20 protein-coding genes are annotated in these 22,943 nt (G+C 71.2%); 11 read left to right on the forward strand and 9 right to left on the reverse strand.

Annotated features, from left to right (window positions below; genetic code table 11):
* Window positions 1-90: 90 nt before the first annotated feature.
* Together HRJ34_RS20760 and HRJ34_RS20765 are read left to right on the forward strand one after the other, a co-directional pair.
* Window positions 91-2,619: a TonB-dependent receptor plug domain-containing protein gene (locus HRJ34_RS20760; protein WP_208632275.1), complete on the forward strand. Its 2,529-nt coding sequence runs from the start codon at window positions 91-93 to the stop codon at window positions 2,617-2,619.
* A 3-nt stretch (window positions 2,620-2,622) separates the two neighbouring features.
* Window positions 2,623-4,011, forward strand: a complete 1,389-nt coding sequence (locus HRJ34_RS20765) for an FAD/NAD(P)-binding protein (protein WP_208632276.1) — start codon at window positions 2,623-2,625, stop codon at window positions 4,009-4,011.
* 23 nt (window positions 4,012-4,034) lie between these two features.
* Here HRJ34_RS20765 and HRJ34_RS20770 read toward each other — a convergent pair whose 3' ends face one another.
* The 3 genes from HRJ34_RS20770 to HRJ34_RS20780 are packed head-to-tail and all read right to left on the reverse strand — an operon-like array spanning window position 4,035 to window position 5,800.
* Window positions 4,035-4,805 (reverse strand): hydroxyacylglutathione hydrolase, encoded by a 771-nt coding sequence (locus HRJ34_RS20770; RefSeq protein ID WP_029995134.1) that lies wholly within the window; start codon window positions 4,803-4,805, stop codon window positions 4,035-4,037.
* Window positions 4,805-5,248 (reverse strand): SRPBCC family protein, encoded by a 444-nt coding sequence (locus tag HRJ34_RS20775; protein ID WP_208632277.1) that lies wholly within the window; start codon window positions 5,246-5,248, stop codon window positions 4,805-4,807. The genes HRJ34_RS20770 and HRJ34_RS20775 overlap by 1 nt, the downstream gene beginning before the upstream one ends.
* A 30-nt stretch (window positions 5,249-5,278) precedes the next feature.
* Window positions 5,279-5,800 (reverse strand): Lrp/AsnC family transcriptional regulator, encoded by a 522-nt coding sequence (locus tag HRJ34_RS20780; RefSeq protein ID WP_012048715.1) that lies wholly within the window; start codon window positions 5,798-5,800, stop codon window positions 5,279-5,281.
* 181 nt (window positions 5,801-5,981) lie between these two features.
* Between HRJ34_RS20780 and HRJ34_RS20785 the strand changes: the two genes are divergently transcribed.
* Genes HRJ34_RS20785 through HRJ34_RS20805 form a run of 5 tightly spaced genes read left to right on the forward strand, consistent with a single transcriptional unit; the run spans window position 5,982 to window position 11,344 of the window.
* Window positions 5,982-6,980, forward strand: a complete 999-nt coding sequence (locus HRJ34_RS20785; protein ID WP_020372110.1) for an aromatic ring-hydroxylating oxygenase subunit alpha — start codon at window positions 5,982-5,984, stop codon at window positions 6,978-6,980.
* A gap of 26 nt (window positions 6,981-7,006) precedes the next feature.
* Window positions 7,007-7,444 (forward strand): hypothetical protein, encoded by a 438-nt coding sequence (locus tag HRJ34_RS20790; protein ID WP_208632278.1) that lies wholly within the window; start codon window positions 7,007-7,009, stop codon window positions 7,442-7,444.
* Window positions 7,445-7,491: 47 nt separating this feature from the next.
* Entirely contained in the window at window positions 7,492-9,693 is a 2,202-nt protein-coding gene (locus tag HRJ34_RS20795; RefSeq protein ID WP_208632279.1) for a TonB-dependent receptor, read from the forward strand.
* Complete coding sequence (locus tag HRJ34_RS20800) at window positions 9,693-10,076, forward strand: RidA family protein (protein WP_208632280.1); 384 nt, start codon at window positions 9,693-9,695, stop codon at window positions 10,074-10,076. Before HRJ34_RS20795 ends, HRJ34_RS20800 begins: the two co-directional genes overlap by 1 nt.
* A complete protein-coding gene (locus HRJ34_RS20805) occupies window positions 10,073-11,344 on the forward strand; it encodes an NAD(P)/FAD-dependent oxidoreductase (RefSeq protein ID WP_208632281.1) in 1,272 nt (423 codons plus the stop codon). Before HRJ34_RS20800 ends, HRJ34_RS20805 begins: the two co-directional genes overlap by 4 nt.
* Here the strand turns inward: HRJ34_RS20805 and HRJ34_RS20810 are convergent.
* From HRJ34_RS20810 to HRJ34_RS20820, 3 genes are all read right to left on the reverse strand, one after another.
* Complete coding sequence (locus HRJ34_RS20810) at window positions 11,341-12,183, reverse strand: NTP transferase domain-containing protein (protein WP_208632282.1); 843 nt, start codon at window positions 12,181-12,183, stop codon at window positions 11,341-11,343. The genes HRJ34_RS20805 and HRJ34_RS20810 overlap by 4 nt on opposite strands.
* A complete protein-coding gene (locus tag HRJ34_RS20815; RefSeq protein WP_208632283.1) occupies window positions 12,170-13,204 on the reverse strand; it encodes a D-alanine--D-alanine ligase family protein in 1,035 nt (344 codons plus the stop codon). The genes HRJ34_RS20810 and HRJ34_RS20815 overlap by 14 nt, the downstream gene beginning before the upstream one ends.
* A gap of 99 nt (window positions 13,205-13,303) precedes the next feature.
* The gene (locus tag HRJ34_RS20820; RefSeq protein WP_226948875.1) at window positions 13,304-14,446 is read right to left on the reverse strand and encodes a sugar-transfer associated ATP-grasp domain-containing protein; all 1,143 of its coding nucleotides are present in this window, start codon (window positions 14,444-14,446) and stop codon (window positions 13,304-13,306) included.
* A gap of 76 nt (window positions 14,447-14,522) precedes the next feature.
* Between HRJ34_RS20820 and HRJ34_RS20825 the strand changes: the two genes are divergently transcribed.
* From HRJ34_RS20825 to HRJ34_RS20835, 3 genes are read left to right on the forward strand one after another with little or no spacing between them, the layout of a single operon-like run.
* Complete coding sequence (locus HRJ34_RS20825) at window positions 14,523-15,647, forward strand: glycosyltransferase (protein WP_208632285.1); 1,125 nt, start codon at window positions 14,523-14,525, stop codon at window positions 15,645-15,647.
* Window positions 15,644-16,954 (forward strand): lipopolysaccharide biosynthesis protein, encoded by a 1,311-nt coding sequence (locus HRJ34_RS20830; protein WP_208632286.1) that lies wholly within the window; start codon window positions 15,644-15,646, stop codon window positions 16,952-16,954. Before HRJ34_RS20825 ends, HRJ34_RS20830 begins: the two co-directional genes overlap by 4 nt.
* A gap of 40 nt (window positions 16,955-16,994) precedes the next feature.
* Window positions 16,995-18,509 (forward strand): malonate--CoA ligase, encoded by a 1,515-nt coding sequence (locus HRJ34_RS20835; protein ID WP_208632287.1) that lies wholly within the window; start codon window positions 16,995-16,997, stop codon window positions 18,507-18,509.
* Window positions 18,510-18,513: 4 nt separating this feature from the next.
* Here HRJ34_RS20835 and HRJ34_RS20840 read toward each other — a convergent pair whose 3' ends face one another.
* The 3 genes from HRJ34_RS20840 to HRJ34_RS20850 all read right to left on the reverse strand — a co-directional run bounded on the left by HRJ34_RS20840 (window position 18,514) and on the right by HRJ34_RS20850 (window position 20,898).
* The gene (locus tag HRJ34_RS20840) at window positions 18,514-19,443 is read right to left on the reverse strand and encodes a 2-hydroxyacid dehydrogenase (RefSeq protein ID WP_030093103.1); all 930 of its coding nucleotides are present in this window, start codon (window positions 19,441-19,443) and stop codon (window positions 18,514-18,516) included.
* Window positions 19,444-19,589: 146 nt separating this feature from the next.
* A complete protein-coding gene (gene rnk, locus HRJ34_RS20845) occupies window positions 19,590-20,003 on the reverse strand; it encodes a nucleoside diphosphate kinase regulator (RefSeq protein WP_016746068.1) in 414 nt (137 codons plus the stop codon).
* Window positions 20,004-20,214: 211 nt separating this feature from the next.
* Window positions 20,215-20,898 carry a peptidylprolyl isomerase gene (locus HRJ34_RS20850; protein WP_208632288.1) on the reverse strand — a complete coding sequence of 228 codons (684 nt, stop codon included), beginning with the start codon at window positions 20,896-20,898 and terminating at the stop codon, window positions 20,215-20,217.
* 286 nt (window positions 20,899-21,184) lie between these two features.
* Here HRJ34_RS20850 and HRJ34_RS20855 point away from each other — a divergent pair, with 286 nt between their 5' ends.
* A complete protein-coding gene (locus tag HRJ34_RS20855; RefSeq protein ID WP_208632289.1) occupies window positions 21,185-22,789 on the forward strand; it encodes an ATP-binding cassette domain-containing protein in 1,605 nt (534 codons plus the stop codon).
* Window positions 22,790-22,943: the final 154 nt, after the last annotated feature.

The following is a 22,943-nucleotide window of genomic DNA, read 5'->3' on the forward strand; positions in this document are numbered from 1 at the left end:
CAACCAACAGGGGCCGACGACCGCGAAGCCGAGGGGCTTCGGGGAGAGGCGGCGTGCGCCCCGACAGCACGCAGATTGGGGACAAGACACATGAAGACCATCCTCCTGACCGGCGCCGCGGCGCTGGCCCTCGCCACCCCTGCCCTGGCCGTCGCGGCCGAAGCGCCCGCCGACATCGTCGCGCCGCCCGCCGACGACGCGGCGGCGGACGGCGGGACGATCATCGTCACCGGCACCCGCAGCCGCAGCGTCCGCACCGTCGCCGACAGCCCGGTGCCGATCGACGTGATCCAGCCGGCTGAGTTGAAGGCGACCGGGCGCACCGGCCTGAAGGAGGTGCTCGGCCAGATCGTGCCGTCGCTGACCATGCCCGCGCTCGGCGGCGGTGGCACCTCCGCCAGCGTGCGGCCGATCTCGATCCGGGGGCTGTCGGGCGACTATCTGCTGGTGCTGGTCAACGGCAAGCGGCGGCACACCACCTCGCTGATCAACAATCTCTCGCGCATCTCGGGCGGCTCGACGCCGGTCGACATCGACCTGATCCCGACCAACGCGGTCGGCCGGATCGAGGTGCTGCGCGACGGCGCCGCCGCCCAATATGGATCGGACGCGATCTCCGGCGTGATCAACATCATCCTCGACGATTCGCCCGAGGGCGGCGAGTTCAGCTCGACCGCCGGGCAGCTCTACGAGAAGGGCGGCGCGCTGCTCCAGCAGCAGATCGGCTATGGCACGCGGATCGGCGACGGCGGCTTCGTCCGCTTCGCGGTCGAGGGCAAATATCACGACCGCGCCGACAGCTCGGCCGAGCCGGTGCCCTATATCTACCCCTTCATCAACGGCGCGCCCGACCCGCGCGAGGCCAATGCCGATCACCTGATCGCCGGCGGCTATGGCCGGTCGAACCGCGACAAGATCATCAACGGCTCGCTCAACGCCGAGCTGCCGGTCGGCGACGCGCTCAAGCTCTACGGCTTCTCGACGCTCAGCTACCGCGACATCGACGACAAGCGCGGCTCGGCCTTCGCCGCGCCGACCGGCTATGGCGGCCTCGCCAACGTCCAGGGCCAGACCGTGCTGCCGCAGGTCTATCCGTCGGGCTTCCAGGCGCGCCGGCGCATCCGCGAATGGGACGGGCAGGGGACGCTGGGCCTGAAGGGGACGATCGGCGCCTGGGACTTCGACGTCTCGTCGAGCTATGGCCGCGACCATGTCCGGCTCGGCGCGGTCGGCACGCTCAACCCCTCGCTCGGGCCGTCGAGCAAGACCAGCTTCTTCATGGGCAAGCAGGTCCAGGCGCTGTGGGTCAACAATGTCGATCTCAGCCGCGACTACGACATCGGCCTGGCCGAGCCGCTGTCCGTCGCGGTCGGCGTCGAGCATCGCTGGGAGAAGTTCCAGAACATCGCCGGGGAGCCCGACAGCTATCGCGACGGCGGCTATGTGATCCCGGCCGACGGCACCCCCTTCGGACAGCTCTATGGCGGGCGATCGCCGTCGCCGGGGCTGGTCTCCTTCACCGGCACCTCGCCGGCCGACCAGAGCTCGATCAGCCGCAACAACCTGGCCGCCTATGTCGACCTGTCGACCAGCATCACCAAGGGCTGGTTCGTCGGCGTGGCGGGGCGGTTCGAGCATTATGACGACAGCGCGGGCGACACCGTGTCGGGCAAATTCTCGACCCGCTACGAGATCGCCCCCGGCTTCGCGCTGCGCGGCGGCGTCAACACCGGCTTCCGCGCGCCGTCGCTGGCGCAGACCGCCTTCTCGACGACGCAGAACACGGTGACGGTGATCGGCAACAACCGGGTCAGCACCATCTCCAAATTCCTGCCGGTCAACAGCATCGCCGCGCTGGCGCTGGGGGCGAAGCCGCTCAAGCCCGAAAAGTCGCTCAACTTCACCGGCGGCTTCACCTTCGAGCGGGGGCCGGCGCGGCTGACCGTCGACGCCTATCAGATCCGGGTCGACGACCGCATCGTCAAGACCGAGTTCCTCGGCACGGCCTCCAACGGCGGCACCGCGATCCGCGACATCCTGATCGCCAACGGCGTCGCCAATGTCGACAGCGCGCAATTCTTCACCAACGCGATCGACACGCGCACGCGCGGCGTCGACGTGGTGGCCGAATATACGGTGCGCACCGCCGGGTTCGGCAGCTTCCGGCTCAACGCCGCCTATAGCTACAACAAGACGAAGATATTGAAGGTCATCGACAATCCGGCGCAGCTCGCGCCGCTCAACGTCACCCTGTTCGGCCGCCAGGCGCAGCGCGACCTGGTCGCGGCGCTGCCGCGCACCAAGCTGGTGCTGTCGAACGACTGGAGCCTCGACCGCTTCCACGCGCTGCTCCGCGTCACGCGCTACGGCAGCTATGTCGAATCGAGCAACGTCGCGAGCGGCGACCGGCGGTTCGGCGCGAAATGGGTCACCGACCTCGACGTCAGCTACGAACTGAGCGAGCGGGTGACGCTGTCGGCGGGCGCCAACAACCTGTTCGACGTCTATCCCGACCGCAACGGGCTGATCGCCTATGACGGATCGGGCGCCTATGGCAATTTCGCGCCGTTCGGTCTCAGCGGCGGCTTTTATTATGGGCGCGTTTCGGTCAAATTCTGATGCATGACGGATAAGGGCGCGCCGCCGCGCATAGGGCATGTCGCGATCATCGGCGCGGGGTTCTCGGGCAGCTTGCAGGCGATCAACCTGCTGCGGCACGACGGGCCCCGCGTCACCCTGATCGAAAGGCGCGGCAGCTTCGCGCGGGGCGTCGCCTATTCGACGCCCGACGAGGCCCATCTCCTCAACGTCCGGGCGGCGAACATGAGCGCGCTGCCTGACGATCCCGACCATTTCGTCCGCTGGCTCGCCGCCGCCGGCAAGGGGCGGCCGCAGAGCTTCGCGTCGCGCCGCGACTATGGCCGCTATCTGGGCGAGCTGCTCCAGGCGACGATGCGCGCCGCGCCGGGGCGGCTGACGCTGCGGCGCGACGACGCGATCGAACTGGCGGTGCGCGACGACGGCGTCACCGTCGGTTTCGCCGGCGGGGAGCGGCTGGCCGCCGACGCGGCGGTGCTCGCGCTCGGCAACCTGCCGCCGCACGATCCGCCCGGCTTCGCCGTCGCGGCGCTGCCGGCCGATCTCTATGTCGCCGATCCCTGGGCCGGCCCCGAAGCGGGCGCGCTGGCGTCGGGGCTGGACGCGGAGGATAGCGTCCTCGTCGTCGGCACCGGGCTGACCATGGTCGACGTCGTGCTGAGCCTGGAGGCGCAGGGGTTTCGCGGGCGGATCGTCGCCATCTCGCGGCGCGGGCTGGCGCCACGCGTCCATGGCGACGGCGCGATGCCGTCCTCGTCGCTGGCGGAGAAGCCGGCGATGCACGGGTCGGCGCTGGTCCGCTTCGTGCGCGAGCGCGCCCGCGCGGTCGGCTGGCGGGCCGCCGTCGACGAGCTGCGCCCTTACACCCAGGCGATGTGGTTGTCCGCGCCGCTCGCCGAGCAGACCCGCTTCCTGCGCCATCTGCGGCCCTGGTGGGATGTCCATCGCCACCGGCTCGCCCCCGAGGTCGCCGCGCGGCTCGACGCGCTCCGCGCCGCCGGCCGCCTCCGCGCGGTCGCCGGGAAGATCGATGCGGTCGAGGCCCGCGACGGCCGCCTCGCCGTCGCCTGGCGGCCCCGCCATGGCGGCGCGGCGGAGCGGCTCGTCGTGCGGCGCGCGATCAACTGCACCGGGCCGCAGGGCGACCTGCTGCGCACCCGCGAGCCGCTGCTGCGCGGGCTGCTGGCGGCGGGGCAGGTCCGCCCCGATCCGCACCGCTTCGGCATCGACGTCACCGCCCAGGCCGAGACGATCGACGCGGAAGGGCGGGCCCATCCGCGCCTGCTCGCGCTCGGCCCGATCACGCGCGGCGCCTTCTGGGAGATCGTCGCCGTCCCCGATATCCGGGTCCAGAGCTGGTCCGTCGCCCGCCGCCTGAGCCACGCCCATTGGGTCGAGGGCGAGGGCCTCTGATCAGGCCGGCGGCCGGGCCCCGATCACCACAGGTCGCGCGCGCGGCGGATCGCCAGGAACCGCGCCTCGCGGTCGGCCTCGCCGAACGCCGCCCGCACCGCCGGCTGGTCGAGCCGGAAGAACAGGTTGATCTCCTCCTCCTCGGCCATGGTGGTGAAGCGCGGGGCCGGGCCGATCGTTTCGAGCAAGGCCCGCGCGGCCCGGTTGTCGGGCTCGTGCCGCAGGGTGAAGCCGAGGTTGCGGGCGAGATAGTCGTGGCCCGGATAGAGGCGGGTGCGCGGGTCGAGCGTCCGGCGCAGCCGGTCGACCGTCGCGAACAGGGTCGGGCCGTGGCCGCCATGGCCGACATTGCCGACCCCGGCGCCGAACAGCGTGTCGCCGCACAGCAGGAAGGGTTCGTCCTCGCCCCGGTCCGCGCCCTCGCCGAGCAGGCCGACATGGGTCATGGTGTGGCCCGGCATCTCGATCACGCGCAGCCGGCAGCTTGTGCCGACGACGATCTCGTCGCCCTCCGCCAGCATGTGGTCGACCGTCTCGATCACCCCGGCGGCGGCCCTGGGCGCCAGCACCTCGGCGCCGGTCGCCTCGCGCAGCTGCGCGTTGCGGCCGGCATGGTCCCAATGTTCATGGGTGTTGACGATGCGGGTGACGGTCAGGCCGTTGGCCCGCGCCGTCTCCAGCACCAGGTCGACCTGATAGGGATCGATCGCGGCCGCCTCGCCGGTGTCGGCGCACCAGGCGAGATAGGCGACATGGGCGAAGGCGTTGCCGGTCGCGGTGGCGAGCAGCGGCATCAGGCCGCCTCGGCGACCACCGCCTTCACATTGTCGAAGAACAGCGCGAAGTTCATCTCCGACAGGCGCTTCGCCTCCTCCTCGCCCATGTCGACCGGGATGAAGGTCGATCGCAGCAGCAGCACGCTGGCGCCGTCGCCGGCGGGGATCACCTTGGCGGCGCCGCGATAGTCGGCGAAGGGGACGATCCCGCCGGTGTCGACGATCCGGTAGGTCATCTCCATCGCGGCGTCGTCGAAATGGTCGCAGCGCTCGACCACGACGCCGTCGCCGAGATGGCCCTGCGTCCGCATCCGGCGGACCATGCCCAGCCCCGCGCCGGTGAACGCCATCTCCCCGACGAAGCCCCGGCCGGCCAGCCGCTGCCCTTCGGCGGTGGAGACGAGTTCCCAGACCCGCGCGGCCGGGGCGTCGATCTTCGAGGCGCGTTCATTGACGACCATATGCTTGCTCCCTTGTGGCGCTGCGTCGGTTCAGCCGTTCAGGTCCCATTGCAGCTTCATCTTGTGGACCTTCAGGACCAGGCTGTTCTCGATCCCGGCGATATCGGGCTGACCGTAGAAATGGGTGGTCAGGAAGTCGCGATAATCGTCCTGGGACTTGTGGTAGGTGGCGATGCTCAGGTCGAAGCGGCCCAGCACCATGATCAGGTAATAGACCTCCGGGATCGCCGAGAGCCGCTTCGCGACGTCGTCGATCGGGACGCCGGCGGCGACCTTGACGAAGGTCAGCCCGTTGAACTCGTAACCCAGCGCATAGGGGTGCGCCTCGGCCTGGATGGTGATGACATTGTCGTCGAGCAGCTGGCGGACGCGGTTGCGCACCGTCCCCTCCGACACGCCGACCTGCGCCGCGATCGCCGAATAGGCCATGCGCCCGTCCTGCTGGAGCAGGGCGATGATCTTCCGGTTGAGTTCGATGCCCTCGGGCGAGCCGTCCTCGCCGCCGTCCCTGGGGGCGCGAGCGCGCTTCGGTGCGTCGGAATGTGCGGGCATGCGAGTGATCCTGCCTGGAGCCAATGGGGGTGCTTTCTGTGCCTTACGTAGCTTTGATGCTCAATATCTGCGAAATCCGTTACAGGAAGTCAATATGATTGCGGATATCGTATATGAAGATTGACAACATGATCGAATCGTAGTCATAAGCTGTGATCATTGATGGATTCGTAGGAAAATGATGGAAGCCTTGGCCAAATCCGCTGCTCCACGCCGATCTTCTGCGCTTCTCCGCGAAGGCGAGGATGGGCTGTTCACCCAGAGCTGGTTCCCGCTCTGCCTGTCGGCCGACCTGAAGGCGGGCGAGGTGCGCGGCTTCGATTTCCTCGACGGCCGGGTCGTCGCGCTGCGCGACGCCGACGGCGCGGCACGGGTGCTGAGCGCCTATTGCCCGCATATGGGCGCCGATCTCTGCACCGGGGAGATGGTCGACGGCACGGTGCGCTGCCCCTTCCACTTCTGGCGCTACGGGCCCGACGGCCGGTGCGTCGCGACCGAGTCCGGCGATCCGGTGCCGCCGACCGCGAAGCTGTTCGCCTTTCCGACCGCCGAGAAATATGGCTGCGTCTTCGTCTTCAACGGCGCCGAGCCGCTGTTCGAGCTGCCCGATTTCCCGAAGCCGCCCGAAGGGCTGGTGTGGAAGGTCGGCGAATGGGACGTCGAGATGCCGGTCGATCCCTGGGTGATCTGCTGCAACACGCCCGACATGCAGCATATCCAGGTCGTCCACGGCATCAGCTTCGACGGGGGCGAACCGCATGGGGAGGTCGAATGGACCACCCATTCGATGAACTATCAGTTCCAGGGCAAGATGCGCGACGGCACGCCCATCGGCTTCGCGGTCGGGATCTACGGCACCAGCATCTACTGGCAGCATGGCGCGTTCGACGGCCGCTGGTTCGGCTTCGTCGCGCCGATGGGCCTGCCGCGGCCGGGCCGGTCGCGGCTCTTCTTCGCGGTGGCGGTGGAGGACGATCCCGCCGATCCGGACGGCACCCGCGCCTTCCTCGACGCGATGTACGACCTGGAGGTCGGCATCGCCACCGAGGACCTGCCGATCGTCCGGCGCGCGCGCTTCAAGCCGGGGACGCTGACCCGCAGCGACCGGACGCTGGCGCGCTTCTTCGACTATCTGCGCGCCCATCCGCGCGCCCATCCGTCCGCCGGCCACATCAGCTAGGCGGCGGACCGAAAGGGGGAGGGGATATGAGCCTGTTGACCGAAACCGACCTGGCCGAGATCGGCGCCGTCCTGCCGCGCCTCTACGCGGCGGTCGGCTGGAGCGCGGCCAGGGCGCCCGACTGGGACGCCTTTCGCCGCTGCTGCCACCGCCAGGCGATGCTGGTGCCGATGGGGAGCGGGGCGGCGACGCCGGTGCCGCTCGACGCCTTCGTCGCCGCCATGGAGGGGCAGCGCTCCTCCGGCGCGGTCGGCAGCCTCGACGAGGTCGAACTGGGCCACCGGGTCGAGGGCTATGGCAACCTCGCCAGCGTATGCAGCGGCTTCGTCGCGACGATCGACGGGATCGGCCGGCGCGGCGTGACCTTCGCCCATCTGGTCCGGGAGGAGGGGCGCTGGCTGATCCTCGCCGCCGCCTGGGAGAATGAACGCGAGGAGGCCCCGCTGCCGGCCGGGCTGATCTGATCGCGCGCAACGACGCAACCAAACACAGTCGAGGGGGGAGATTCGACATGGAACGACGTGGAAACCACCGGCGCATCGTCGCCGCACTTCTGGCGACGGCGACCGTCGCGGCGCTGCCGTCGCCGGCCGCCGCCGCGCCGCCGGCCGAGGACCGGACTGGCGCCGACAATGGCGAGATCGGGACGATCGTCGTCACCGCGCGGCGCCGCGAGGAGAATCTGCAGAACGTCCCCGACACCATCACCGCCTTCTCGCCGGCGGTGATCGAGGAGCGCCGGCTCGACACGATCGGCGACTTCCTGCAGCTCACGCCCAACGTCAACATCACCGCCGACCAGGACGCCGCGACTAACAACATCTCGATCCGCGGCCTGGGATCGAACCGCAACCAGGCGGCGGCGGTCGCCTTCTCGGTCGACGGGGTGATCCTGCCCGACGCCGACGCCTTCACCATGGACCTGAGCGACGTCGAGCGGCTCGAGGTGCTGAAGGGGCCGCAGGGCGCGCTCTACGGCAAGGGGGCGATCGCCGGCGCGATCAACATCACCACGCCGCGCCCGACCGACACGATCGAGGGCAAGGCCGAGATCGGCTATGAGAGCGGCGACATCTTCCGCGCCTTCGGCGCGATCGGCGGGCCGATCGCCGGCGACAAGATATTGGCGCGGCTCAGCGTCCTCTATCGCAACGGCGACGGGACGATCGACAACGACCTGACCGGCAAGCCCGCCAATCCGCAGGACCAGTTCCGCATCCGCGGCCGCGTGATCCTGCAGCCGAGCGACGGGCTGGAGGTCGACCTGCGCGCCTCCTGGTATGACGAGAAGGCGGGCTCGGTCTATTTCAGCGGCTTCGACGTGCTGGGCACGACCGGCGGCGCGATCACCGAGGACATCGCCGGCCGCAACCCCGACTATGACGGCCCGTCGAGCACCCGGCGCAAGGTCACCGACCTGTCGATGCTGGTCAATCTCGACACCGCGATCGGCACGCTGACCGCGATCACCGCCTATGACGACATCAAGGTCGACTTCCACGAGGATATCGAGGTGTCGCCCCTGCCGCTGGTGCCCGACACCAACCAGCTCCGCCGAACCAAGGGCTTCAGCCAGGAGCTGCGCCTGACGTCCGCCGGGGACCAGCCGCTGCGCTACATCCTCGGCGGCTACTACCAGCGGACGACGCGCGCGATCCGCAACGTCGTCACGCTCGACCTCTGCCTGTTCGCCGGGACCTGCTTCGCGCCGGGCGGCGGCTTCACCTCGGGCGGGGTGCTGACGACGCCGCTCGCCGACTATGCCAGCCGCTTCAACCAATATTCGCTGTTCGGCCAGCTCAACTACGACCTGACCGACCGGATCGAGCTGACCGCCGCGCTGCGCTACGACACGATCGACGGACGGCAGGACGACAGGGCCGCCGGGGTCGTCGACACGGCGACCTTCTCGCGGCTCCAGCCCAAGCTCAGCCTGTCCTATCGCCCGACCGAGGCGCTCACCCTCTACGGAACCTATTCGCAGGGCTTCAAGAGCGGGGCGTTCAACCCGGTGTCGGCGGGCCCCGGCTTCCCGCGCGTCGTCGCGCCGGAGGTGTCGAAGAATTACGAACTGGGCCTGCGCACCAGCCTGTTCGACCGGCGGGTTCGCGCCAATGTCGCGGCCTTCTACACCCAGCATCTCAACCCGCAGATCTTCCAGCTCGACCCCGCGACCTTCGGGCAGGGATCGCTCAACGCGAGGGAAGCGCGGATCAAGGGCTTCGAATTCGACGTGGTCGCGCGGCCGACCCGCTTCTGGGACGTCAACGTCGCCTTCGGCTATGTCGACGCGAAGATCCACGACTTCGACGGCGTCACCAGCGCCTATGTCGGGCAGCAGCTTCCCAACGCCCCGAAATACACCCTCAACCTCGGGACCGGCTACCGCCTCCCCCTAAAAGACGACTTAAGCCTGCGGGTGCGGGCCGACTACAAGCTGACCGGGCGCGAATCGTTCCAGGATTTCCAGTTGCCGACCAATCCCGACCTCTACCTGTACCAGAAGGCGTTCGGGCTGCTCGACGGGCAGATCGGGCTGGAGGCCGACCGCTGGGCGGTGACCGTGTTCGGGCGCAACCTGCTCAAGCGGCGCTACGCGACCTCGGCCTTCTCGCGCTACATCTTCTCGGTGGCGCTGGTGCCGCTGGGCACCGACGCGGTCCAGCCCGATCCCGGCCGCACCTTCGGCGTCGAAGCGCGGGTGCGCTTCTGATGGCGGCGCAGGGCTTCCACCTCCGGCCCGGCGGCGAGAAGGCGTTCGGCTATGCCCAGGCGGTGCGGGTCGGCGACACGCTCCACATCGCCGGCTCGCTGAGCCTCGACGAGGATTTCGCGCCGCTCCATGCCGGCGACATGGGCGGCCAGATCGGCGCGGCCTATGACGCGATCCGCCGCACCCTGGCGGCGTTCGGCGCCACCCTCTCCAATATCGTGCGCGAGACGATCTACGTCACCGACATGGACGCGTTCATCGCCGCGAACGGGGTCCGCATGGACGCCTATGCCGGCTGGCATCCGGCGACGACGGCGGTCGAGGTGCGGCGGCTGGCCTTCCCCGAATGCATGGTCGAGATCGAAGTGACGGCCGTCCTGTGACGCCGCCCGGCCGGGTCTGGCGGGTCGATCCGCCCAGCATCCGGCCGGCGCCGCTGGCGGGCGACCTCGCCGCCGAGGTGCTGGTGATCGGCGCCGGCTTCGCGGGCCTCGCCGCCGCGCTCGAACTGGCGGAGGCGGGGCGTTCGGTCGTGCTGCTCGAAGCCGGGGAGATCGGCGACGGCGCGTCGGCGGCCAGCGCCGGGCAGGTCGCGCCATTGATGTACGGCGCGCGCCGCACGCCCGAACAGGTGGCGGCGACGCTCGGCGCCGTGCGCGGCGCGCGGCTCAACCACAGGGTCGCGGCGTCGGGCCGCTGGCTGTTCGACCGGATCGCCGCGCTCGGCATCGACGCGCAGGCGCGCCACGGCCTCGTCGCCGTCCACCGCAGCGAGGCGAGCCTCGCCGCTGCCGCCGGCCTCTATGCGCAGTGGGAACCCTATGGCGCGCGGGTCGAGCGGGTCGATCGCGACGAGCTGCGCGGGCTGGTCGGGTCGGACCGCTATGCCGGCGGCTATCGCTGGGTCGACGGCGGGATCATCGATCCGGCGCGGCTGGTCGACGGGCTCGCGTTCGCGGCCGCCCGCGCCGGGGCGATCGTCCATAGCCGCAGCCGGGTGACGGCGCTGCGCCGGTTGGCGGCGGGCTGGGAAGCGCGCAGCGCCGGCGGCGGCGTCGCCGCGCGCCACGTCATCGTCGCGACCGGCAGCGCCGGGCTGCCCGCCTGGCCCGCACTCGCCCGCACCGTCTATGCCGCGCCGGTCGCGATCGCCGCCACCGCGCCGCTCCCCGACCGCGCCGCCGCGCTGCTGCCCCGGGGCGGGCCGATCGCTGACCTCGACGACAAGGCGGTCTTCTCGCCGGCGGTGACGGCGGACGGGCGGCTGCTGGTCAGCTTCCTGATGAACGGGCTGCGCGCGGATCTCGACCGCGCCCCCGGCCCCGCCCGGCGGCGGCTCGCGCGCGCCTTTCCCGGCTGGTCGCAGCCGCCCTTCGAGACGCTGTCCTGGGGCCGGGTCGCGCTGACCCCCGACGGCCTGCCGCGATTGATCCGGGGCGGGGAGGGGCTGGTCGGCGTGACCGGGTGCAACGGCGCCGGGCTGACGCTGGGCATCCTCGCCGGGCGCGAGGCTGCGCGCTGGGCGATGGGCACGGCCGAGGACGAGCTGGTCCTGCCGCTGTCGTCGCCCAAGGCCCTGCCGCTGGCGCGCGTGCTGCCGGTGCTGCTGCGCAACCTGCTCGTGCCGATCGCCAACCGGGTCGGGGTTTAGGCGGCGGCCTCGATCACCCGCGCCATCGTCCGTGCGCCGGCGCGCGTGCTTTTCTCGCGCGCTTCGAGCAGCACCGAGGCGACCTTCCAGGTCCGTTCATTGTCGACGTCGATCGCGCAGGCGCCGTCGGCCAGGATCACCGGCTCGATGCGCAGCCGGAAGCGGCGGCCGAGCCGCGCCAGCGCCCCCGCCAGCGACAGCCGGCCGAGCAGCATCAGCACGACATTGGCGAGGCCGGCGGCGGCCACCAGCCGCAGCGGCTTCTTGGCGAACTGGCCGCCGCTGCGGAAGCTCTCCGCCGCCGTCGCCGCCTGGCGGCCGGCGAAGGCGTAGAGGTTGCAGTTCGAATAGGCGTCGTCGCGGAACGCGTAGAAGCGCCGCTGCCCCTCGGGATGCGCGCCGAGCACCGCCGCCCGCGTCGCCATGGCCAGCGCGACGTCGGCGCCGCGATCGAGCGTCTCGACCATGCGCCGCACCGCGTCGGGGCGCAGCAGGACATTGTCGGCGGTGGTGACGACGATCGGCCCGTCGATCCCGTCGGTCGCGGCGAGCACGCTGTCGGCGAGGTTGTCGGCCGCCGCGACGAAATCGACCGGCGGCGGGCCGTCCTTCAACAGGAGGCGCAGCGCGCCGAACATCGCCGGCTCGACGACGATGATGATGCGGCGGCAGCCTGGCGTCCGGGACAGCGCGCCCGCGACATGCGCGATCAGCGGCGCGCCGCCGACCGGGACCAGGCATTTGTGCGACAGGCCGTGCGCCGCGGCGAGCGGATCGACCCGGCCGGCGCGCTGCGCCGACAGGACGATCGCGGTGAAGCCCGCCTCAGGCCGCGACACGATCGGGGACCCGCTCGGCCGGCAGCAGGCCGTGGCGGTCGAGGCTCTCGGTCAGGATCGTCTCGACCAGCTCGGCATGGCTCCAGCCGATCTGCGCCGCCGCCATCGCGATCGTCTTGCGCGACCAGAGGTTGCAGTTGAGGTTGACCTCCATGAAGCTCAGCGCGCCGGTCGCGGCGTTCAGGCGGAACTCGAAGCGGCCATAGTCGAAGGGCAGGAATTCCTTCATCATCTCGATTGCCTGGCGCGTCGCCTCGATGCGGAGGCGGTCGTCGTCGAGCGGCCGGATCGCATAGGCCTGGTCGTCGATCAGGTTGCGCTTCTCCAGATAGGTGCGGAGATAACCGGGGTCGTCCTGCTCGACGATCTGCACCGGCAGGATGAACGGCTCGCCGTCGAGGGTGATCACCGACACCTCGATGTCGTGGCCGGGGACGAAGGGCTCGACGATCACGTCATGGCCTTCCTTGTGGAGGCGGGCGACGGCGGCGCGGACGTCCTCCAGGTCGTGGGCGGCGCTGATCCCCCAGCTCGCCGAGGAGGCGTTGGGCTTGACGACGTGCCTGGCGGCCGGCGGGCACAGCGACAGGTCGATCGGCGCGCCGCGCCGGAACAATGCCCAGGGCGCGGTCGGCAGGCCGCGCGCGACCGCGACCCGCTTGGCGAGATGCTTGTCGTCGGACAGGCCGCGCAGGATCGGGCTGGCGCCGAGATAGGGGATGCCGCGCCGCTCGCAGAGCAGCGGCAGCAGCATCTCCGAATTGAGGAAGCCGCCGCGGTTGAGCAGCGGGAAGACGAAGTCGACGTCGGGCGCCGCGAACAGCGCCTCGTAGCCGTCGGCGAGATGGAGATCGAGGCCCATCCCCTCCAGCACCGCGCGCATCTCGCGATGATAGGTGGCGTGGGTGCCGTCGGTCGGGTGGAGGCCGCCGTCCCAGTGGACATGCCTGGCGATGAACATGATCCGCAGGGCGCGCTTGGCCGCCGCGGGAAGCGCACGGGGCGCCGCGATGCGAGTCATTCCGGTTCTCCAGTCCCTGGCCGAGGCGCGAGGACCCTCCCCATCACGCTTCCCGGCCCCGGGCCGGCGCCATGGTAAGTGGCCGATGTGACGCCGCCGCTACGATTTGGTTGCGAGATGATGCGCCAGCAGCGCGCCGTAGCGGCCCTCGCCCAGCCCCCGCCGCGCCGCCCGCTGCGGCATCAGCACGCCGGGCTTGCCGTTGCCCTCGATCAGCAGCGGCCCGTGCGGCGTGAAGGCGACGTCCCAGCCGATCAGCACATAGTCGGCGAAGGCGCGGGCATGCGCGTCGACCACCAGCGCGGTCGCCGCGTCCCAGTCGGGCAGCGTCCGGCCGGCGATCGGCGCGCCGGTCGCGGGGTGGACGTCATGGTCCTGCCCGCCATAGCCGAAACAGGCGCGGCCGAGTGTACCGTCGGCCAGCGCGACCGGCACGATCAGCCCGCCCGCCTTCATATTGTCGACCCGCGCGCGCGGGTCGGACGCGCAGCGGAAGGTGGCGCTGACCAGCTCGGGCGCGCCGGCCTCGTCGATCATCGTCACGATCCGCACCGTCGGCAGCGCGCCCAGCGCGATGTCGGCGAGCGCCGGGTGGACGGCGATCAGCGGCTGGACCAGCATGTCCTGCCTCAGTCCCCGCAGCCGCGCGCGGAGGGCGGGACCGTCCGTCACCGGCCCCAGCATGCGCAGGCCGTCGCCGCCCTCGCCGTGCACCGGCTTGACGATCAGCGGCCGGTCGGCGGGATCGGCGCGGATCTCGATCGCGCCGCCGGTCACCGTCGCCACCGTCTCGGGACAGGGCAGCCCGGCCGCGCGGCAGCGCTCGGCGAAGCGGCTTTTGTCGGCGAGCGCGCAGCCGGCGGTCCAGCCGAGCGGGTTGATCCGCTTGTTGATCGCGGCGTCCTCGAAACGGCGGACATAGAGGTCGAGCTGCCCGGCCTCCTCGATCCGGAACAGCGCGATGTCGTTCGGGTCGGCGAAGCGGATGCGGGCGATCGCGATCGCGCGGCGTCGCCAGGCGTCGTCGAGGCCGAAGCGGCGCTGCACCCGCGCCGCGCGGCGCGGAATCCACAGGTGGAAGCCGAGGCCGACCAGCGCGTCGATCGCCGCGCGCAGCGGCCCGCGCCCGGCGCGCCGCTCGGCATAATGCGGCGCCAGGAAGGGCGCGGCGACCGGCCGGACGATGCCGGGGAACAGCGGCCACGCCTTCCGCAGATAATAGAGCCTGTCGTAACCCGCCATCATCGACCCCGAAGCCGTCTCGCGGGATCGTCATATATGTCGGTTAGCGTGACGCTTTCGGGTCGGACCTGGGCGCATGGGCACTATCATCATCTATGTTCACGATCTGCGGTCGAGCGGGGTGGTCCGCGACGCGATGATGCTGGCCGATCATATCGCCGGCCGTCACGACGCCATCCTCGTCGCCGGCCATGGCGAGGGCTTCTTCCGCGAGGAGGCCGAACGGGGCCGCTACCGGCTGGTGATCCTGAAGGACCGGCCGAGCCCGGCCGCCTCGCGCATCACCGCCGCGCAGCCGCTGCGCCGCTGGCTGCGGCACCAGCCGCCGGCGGTGCTGCTGTCGATGGGCAATCACGGCCATGCGACCGCCTATCTCGCCTGTCGCGGGCTCGGCCATGTCCGCCGCATCTACCGGATCAGCAACGAGGTGACGCGCGGCGACGGTCTGCGCGGGGCGCTGCGGATGCACTGGATGGAGCGGCTGATCGCCGACGCGGCGCGGATCGCGATCGTCGGCGCCGCGCTGCGCCGCGCGCCGATGCTGGCCCGCGCGATCGGGCGCGGCCAGGCGATCGAGATAGCGAGCGGGGTCGACGGCGATCATGCGCGGGCGATGGCGGCGGCGCCCGTGCCGCACCCCTGGCTCGACGCGGAGGTGCCCGTCGTGCTCGGCATCGGCCGGCTGCGTCCGCAGAAGAATTTCGACCTGCTGATCGAGGCGGTCGGCATCGCCCGCGCCGAACGGCGGCTGCGGCTCGTCATCCTCGGGGACGGCACCGGGGAGGAACGCAGCCGGCTCGAACAGCGCGCCGCGCGCGCCGGGCTGGGCGAGGATTTCCTGCTCGCCGGCGAAAGCAGCAACGTCTTCGCCTGGGCGGCGCGCGCGGGCGCGTTCGTGCTGCCGTCGCGCTGGGAAGGCTCGTCGGTGGCGCTGCTCGAGGCGATGGCGGTCGGTGTCCCGGTGATCGCCTCGCGCCTCGCCGGCGACGCCGCGCGGGTGCTCGACGAGGGCCGCCACGGCCTGCTCGTCGGCGGCGAGGACCGCACCGAGCTGGCGCGCGCGATCCTCGTCCAGCTCTCGGGCTATGCGGTGCGGCCGGGCGACCGCGCGCGCGCCTATGGCCTGCCGGGCGCCGCCTATCTCGACCTGGTCGAGGCGGTGATGGCCGAAATGGACGGCACGGCGCGGGCCGCCGCATGACCGCCAGCCCTTCCGCGAGTCTTCCCGCCCATCAGGGCGGCGCGGTCTTCGCGCGGATGGGGCGCAACCTCGCCTGGCTGCTCGGCGGGCGCGGCTTCCAGGCGGTGGCGAGCCTGCTCTATCTCGGCCTCGCCGCGCGCACCCTCGGCCCCGCTCGCTTCGGCGAGTTCACCCTGGTGCTCGCTTATGGCCAGGCGATCGCCAACGTCGCGCAGTTCCAGTCGTGGCAGACGGTGATCCGCTACGGCACCATCCACATCGCCGCCGGCGCGCGCGACCGGCTCGGCCGGCTGCTCGGCCTCACCACCCTGTTCGACGGCGGCGGGGCGATCCTCGGCGCGATCGTCGCGGCGGCCGGCGTCGCGCTCGCCGCCGGCTGGCTCGGCTGGGACGCGGCCGAGCGGGGCCGCGCGGCCTGGTTCGGGGTCGCGCTGCTGCTGTCGATCGGCGCGACGCCGACCGGCATGCTGCGCCTCGTCGACCGCTTCGACCTCACCACCTGGTGCCAGGCGGTCGGCCCGCTGGTGCGGTTGGCGGCATCGATCGCCGCCTGGGCGACCGACGGCGGCATCGGCCTGTTCCTGGCCGGCTGGGCGGCGGCCGCGCTGCTCCAGCATGGCGCGACCTGGTTCGCGGCGCTGACCCGAACCGGCCTGCCGGTTGCGATCGGCTGGCGGCGCGCCGGGCGGGCGGTGCGCGAGAATGAGGGCATCTGGCGCTTCGCCCTCACCACCAACGCGGCGGGCACGGTCGGCCTGCTCGGCGAGCAGCTCGCGACGCTCGCGGTCGGCGGCGCGGCGGGGGCGATCGCGGCGGGTGGCTTCCGCATCGCCAGCAAGGTCGCCCGCGCGCTCGCCAAGCCGATCCAGATCGCCGCGCGCGTCCTCTATCCCGAGCTCGCCCGGCTTCACGCCAGCGCCGACCATGCCACGCTCGACCATGTCATGGCGCGGGTGTCGCGCTATGCGATCGGCCTGTCGCTGGCGGTGGTCGTCGTCGCGCTGGCGGGCGGCGGTCTGCTGATCGGGCTGATCGCCGGCCCCGGCTATGGCTTCGCGCGCGACATGCTGGTGGTGATGGCGATCGGCGTCGCGATCGACCTGTCGGGCTTCGCGTTCGAACCGCTGCTGGTCGCGCACGGCCGGGCGGGAACGGTGCTCGCCATCCGCGTCGCCGGCACCCTCCTGCTCGGGCTGCTGATCGCGTTGCTGCTGCCGACCCTCGGCGCGATGGCGGCGGCGGTCGCGACGGTGGCGGCGTCGCTGGCGATGCGGGTCGCGCTGGGTCGGGCGGCAGCGGTGCAATAGGATACTTCCACCCCGGACGATCACGTTCTAAGCCCGCGCGATGAGCAATCTCTACTCGCGCCTCGCCGCCGGCTTTCCCGATCCCGCCACCCCCTTCGCCCATCTGCCCGACGGCAGCGTCGTGACCTATGGCGACGTCGACCGGCGATCGGCGGCCTTCGCGCACCTGCTGCGCGGGGCGGGCGTCGGCGTCGGCGACCGGGTCGCGGTGCAGGCGGAGAAGAGCATCGACATGCTGATGCTCTATCTCGGCGCGCTGCGGGCGGGGGCGGTGTTCCTGCCGCTCAACACCGCCTATACGGCGGGCGAGCTCGACTATTTCATGCGCGACGCCGAGCCCGCGCTGTTCGTCTGCGATCCGGCGGCGCTGTCGGCGGTCGCCCCGCTCGCCGAGGCGGCGGGCGTGCCGCGGGTCGAGACGCTCGGCGCCGACGGCGGCGGCAGCCTCGCCGCTTTGCTCGCCGGCCGGCCCGAGAGCTTCGACGATGTCGCGCGGGACGACAAGGACCTCGCGGCGATCCTCTACACCTCGGGCACGACCGGCCGCTCGAAGGGGGCGATGCTGAGCCACGACAATCTCGGCTCCAACGCCTTCACGCTGCGCGAGGCCTGGGCCTTCGGCGGCGGCGACGTGCTGCTCCACGCGCTGCCGATCTTCCACACCCACGGCCTGTTCGTCGCGACCAACACGATCCTGGCGGCGGGCGCATCGATGGTCTTCCTGCCTAAGTTCGACGCGGCCGAGGTGCTGCGCCGGCTGCCGCGCGCGACGGTGATGATGGGGGTGCCGACCTTCTACATCCGCCTGCTCGACGAGGCCGGCTTCACCCGCGACCATGTCGCGCACATGCGGCTGTTCGTGTCGGGATCGGCGCCGCTGTCGGCCGACATCCACCGCGAGTTCCGCGAGCGCACCGGCCACGCCATCCTCGAACGCTACGGCATGACCGAGACCAACATGAACATCTCCAACCCCTATGACGGCGATCGGATCGCCGGGACGGTGGGCTTCCCGCTGCCCGGCGTGTCGATCCGCATCGCCGATCCCGAGACGGGGGCGGAGGTGCCGCAGGGTGAGGTCGGCGTCGTGCAGATCGCCGGGCCCAACGTCTTCCAGGGCTATTGGCGGATGCCGGACAAGACCGCGGCCGAGTTCCGCGACGGCTGGTTCGTCTCGGGCGACCTGGGCCTGGTCGACGCGCGCGGCTATGTCACGCTGGTCGGGCGCGCCAAGGACCTGATCATCTCGGGTGGCTACAACGTCTATCCGGCCGAGGTCGAGACCGCGCTCGACGAGTTGCCGCAGGTCCATGAATCGGCGGTGATCGCCGTCCCGCACCGCGACCTCGGCGAGGCGCCGGTCGCGGTGATCGTGCCGCGCGACAAGGGCTATGCCGACGCCGATGCGATCCGCGCCGGCCTCGCCGACACGCTCGCCCGCTACAAGCAGCCGCGCGCCATCCTGTTCGTCGACGCCCTGCCCAAGAATGCGATGGGCAAGGTGCAGAAGGCGCTGCTGCGCGAGGAGCACAAGGACCTGCTGGCGGCGCGGTAGGCGCCTATGGAACCGGCGTCGGCAGCGGCTCGCCCGCGTAGAAGGCGGTCAGGTTGGCGAGCAGCATCTCCTTCATCCGCCGCACCGCCGCGTCGGTGGCGCCGCTGGTGTGGGGGGTGAGGATGGTGTTGGGCACGTCGGCCCAGCGCTCGGCCGGGGTCGGCTCCTGCGCATAGACGTCGAGCGCGGCGGCGCCGAGCCGACCGTCGCGCAGCGCGGCGATCAGCGCGTCCTCGTCGACCACCTGGCCGCGCGCGACGTTGACGAGCAGCCCTTCGGGGCCGAGCGCGTCGATGACCGCGGCGGAGATCATCTTCTCATTGTCGTGATGCGCGCGCGCCGCGACGACCAATATGTCGCTCCACGCGGCGAGGTCCTCCAGCGTCTCCATGCGCGGCCAGGCGGCGTCGGGCTTGGGGTTCGGACCCCACCAGCGCGTCTCCATCCGCATCACATCGGCACGGCGGGCGACGGCGGCGCCGATGCTGCCCAGCCCGACGATGCCGATCCGGGCGCCATCGAGCGATCCGGTGATCAGCTTCGCGCCGGGCTTCCATTCGCCCGCGCGCAGCATCCGGTCGCCGGAGAAGATGCGGCGGCGCTCGGCCAGGATCATGCCGATGGCGTGATCGGCGACGTCTTCGTTATTGGCATCGTGCGCATGGCAGACCTGGATGCCGCGCGCGCGGACGGCGGCGACGTCGACCCCGTCATAGCCGACCGTGAAGCAGGCGATCAGGCCCAGCTTCGGCATCCGCTCGACCAGTTCGGGCGGTAGCCGGAACTCGCCCGCCATGATGAGGGCGCTGACCTCCGCCAGCCGGGGCGGGTCCTTCTCCTCCCACAGCGCGATCATGTCGTAATGCTGGGAAAGCTGGGGGACGAGCAGGCCGAGATGCGGCTGCACGACGGCGATGACGGGACGATCGGACATGCGCCTTGTCTAGAGCCTGATCGTCTGAGGTGGAAGCGCTTCGCGCTTCCGCCGATGACGTGAATCAGGCTCTCTTCAAATAGGTGAGACCTTGATCCGTTGCGGTGGAAGCGCCTTGCGCCTCCGCCGCCCGGTCCCGCGCCTGCTCAGGCTGCTTCCGCCTCCCGGCTCACCCTGGTGATGGTGAGCAGGCGGCGGTGGCCGTCGCGGCCGGGCCACAGGATCGACTGGCCTTCGCGCAGGCCGATCAGCCCCGCGCCGACCAGGGTGAGGATCGAGACCCTGCCCGCGTCGATGTCCGCGTCCTTGGGGTAGACGAGCTGCACGGTGCGCGACGTCCCGTTCGCCTCGTCGACGAACTCGACATGCGAGTGCATGGTGACGACGTCGGCGGGGATGCGCGCCGCCTTGTAGAGCGTGGCGCGGTCGATTTCCTCGAGCAGCAGCTCGCTGACCTGGGGAATGCGTTCCTCGGCGGCGACGGCCATGTTGGCGAGCGTCTCGGCTTCGGAATCGATCATATGGATGGCCGGACGCCGGCCCGCCTTCTTCTTCATCATGGTGCCTTTTCCGGATATGGGCGCGCGCGCAGCCATGCGGCGCGCCGGTCTATCGAAGGTTCGCCCCGGGCTCGGGGCGCGAGGCACCGGAACCCGGGGCTAGATGCCCGCGAGAAGCTGACCCGCTTGATGGCGGAAACGGAAAAGGCAGCAGAAGCTCCGCATCAGGCCAAGATGGTGCCTGCGCCCATCTAAGTCAAATGTCGGATGTTCAGGGCTGGGCCGGCTTGGGCGCGGCGACGCGGCGGACGCTGATGATCTTGATCGGGGCGGCCAGCATCTGGCCCTTCATCACGCCTTCGCCCAGCGTCGGGGAGCGTGGCGCGGCGAGGATCTTCTTCACCACGTCCATCCCCTCGACGACATGGCCGAAGGCGGCATAGCCGAGATTGTCGCCGGGGGCCGAGGGATTGGCGTCCATATAGGTCATGTCGCCGACGACGATGAAGAAGTCGCCCGCCGCCGTGCCCGGCGCGTTGCGGCCCATCGATATGGTGCCGTCGACATGCTTGAGGCCGGTCTTGGTGGTCGGCTCGTGCGCGATGCCGGGCAGCACCTTCTTGGGGTCGAACTTGATGCCGCCCTGGACCAGGCCCAGTTCGGGCGCGTTGGGCACCGCCACCGCGCGGTAGAAGGTCGTGTTGTCGAAGCGCTTGGTGTCGGCATAGCGCAGGAAATTGCTGGTGGTGATCGGCGCGCGCTCCTTCTCCAGCTCCAGCAGGATCGGGCCCTCGCTGGTCAGGATGCTGACCTGCACCGTCGCCGGCTTGGGCGCGGGCGCCGCCGGCGGCGCGGCCGGGGCCGGCGCGGCGGCGGGCGGAGCGGTTTCCTGCGCGAGGGCGGGAAGGGCGGAGAGGCACAGCAGGGCGCCGAGCGCGAGTCGATGGATCGTCATGGCGCGAGCTTAGCGCAGGAAGCGGCCGCGACAGAAGATGCCCACGCGTCATCCCGGCGAAAGCCGGGATCTCCCTTCTCTTCCACTGCTCGGGCCGGGTCGTCGAAAAGGCAGGGAGATCCCGGCTTTCGCCGGGATGACGGGTAGAGGATGACTTGGACGCGCCGGCTGGATCGCCTATAGCGGCGGCACGCGCGACGTGCGACGCGCCGTCAGACCGAGGACGAGACGATGGATTCCCACCCGACCGCAAAGCCCTTCCGCCTTGTCGTCCGGGATCATCCTCATGCCTGCCTCGATCACGCTTTCCCAATTGAGCTGGACCACGCCTGACGGCCGTCCGCTTTTCGACCATCTCGACATCGTCTTCGCGCCCGAGCGCTGCGGCCTGGTCGGCCGCAACGGCATCGGCAAGAGCACGCTGCTCCGCCTGATCGCGGGCGAGCTGGCGCCGCGCGCCGGCCGGATCGGCATCGACGGCACGATCGGCGTGATGCGCCAGATCGTCGACGTCGCCCCCGACGAGAGCATCGCCGACCTGTTCGGGGTGCGCGACGCGCTCGCCCTGCTCGCGCGCGCCGAGGCGGGGACGGCGAGCCTCGACGAGCTGGCCGAGGCCGACTGGACGCTCGAGGCGCGGATGCTCGCCGCGCTCGGCGCGGTCGGGCTCGACGCCGGGCCGGATGCGCGGCTCGCGGCGCTGTCGGGCGGCCAGCGCAGCCGCGCGGCGATCGCGGCGGCGCTGTTCGCGGAGCCCGACTTCCTGCTGCTCGACGAGCCGACCAACAATCTCGACCGCGCCGGCCGCGCCGCCGTCCACGACCTGCTCGCCGGCTGGCACGGCGGCGCGATCGTCGTCAGCCACGACCGCGAGCTGCTCGACCATATGGACGCGATCGTCGAGCTGAGCGGCCTCGGCGCGGCGCGCCATGGCGGCAACTGGACCGCCTATCGCGCGCGCAAGGCGATCGAGCTCGACGCCGCGCGGCACGACCTCGTCCAGGCCGAACGGCGCGCCGCCGAGACCGCGCGCACCGCCCAGGCGACGCGCGAGCGCCAGCAGCGGCGCGATGCCGCCGGCGCGCGCAAGGGCGCGCGCGGGGACATGCCGCGCATCGTCGCCGGCGGCCGCAAGCGGCAGGCGGAGGAGAGCGTCGGCGCGCAGGCGCGGCTGGCCGAACGCCAGCGGACCGAGACCGCCGAGGCGCTGTCCGCCGCCCGCGCGCGGATCGAGCGGCTCGAACCGATGCGGGTGACGCTCGCCTCGACCGGCCTGCCGGGCGACCGGATCGTCCTCCAGCTCTGCGACGTCCGCGCCGGCTACACGCCGGACCGGCTCGTCCTCGACGGCGTCGACCTGGAGATACGCGGCCCCGAGCGGATCGCGCTGGGCGGCGCCAATGGCTCGGGCAAGAGCACGCTGCTCGCGCTCGCCACCGGCGCGCTGGCGCCGCTGTCGGGGGAGGTGCGCCGCCCGGCCGCCTGCGCCCTGCTCGACCAGCGGGTGAGCCTGCTCGATCCGGCGCTGTCGCTCGCCGGCAATTTCGCGCGGCTGCATCCCGGCGCCACCGACAATGGCTGCCGCGCCGCGCTGGCGCGCTTCCGCTTCCGCGCCGAGGCGGCCGAGCAGATGGTGGGATCGCTGAGCGGCGGACAGAAGCTGCGCGCCGGCCTCGCCTGCGTGCTGGGCGGCGAGACGCGGCCGCCGCTGCTGATCCTCGACGAGCCGACCAACCATCTCGACCTCGATTCGATCGCGGCGATCGAGGCCGGGCTGACCGCCTATGACGGCGCCCTGCTGGTCGTCAGCCATGACGAGAGCTTCCTCACCCATATCGGCATCGGGCGTCGGCTAGAGCTGTCGGACGGGCGGCTGGGGGAGGTGGGTTGATGCCTCCTTCCGTCATTCCCGCGAAAGCGGGAATCCACGGTCACGGAGCATGTCGTCTCTTGCGGGCCGCCGTCCATGGATTCCCGCTTTCGCGGAAATGACGACAGGGGCGAGGACATGGCTTTATCTGACTTGGAACCCGTCTAAACCGCTC

This window comes from Rhizorhabdus wittichii (genome assembly GCF_017607425.1).
Lineage (GTDB): Bacteria > Pseudomonadota > Alphaproteobacteria > Sphingomonadales > Sphingomonadaceae > Rhizorhabdus > Rhizorhabdus wittichii.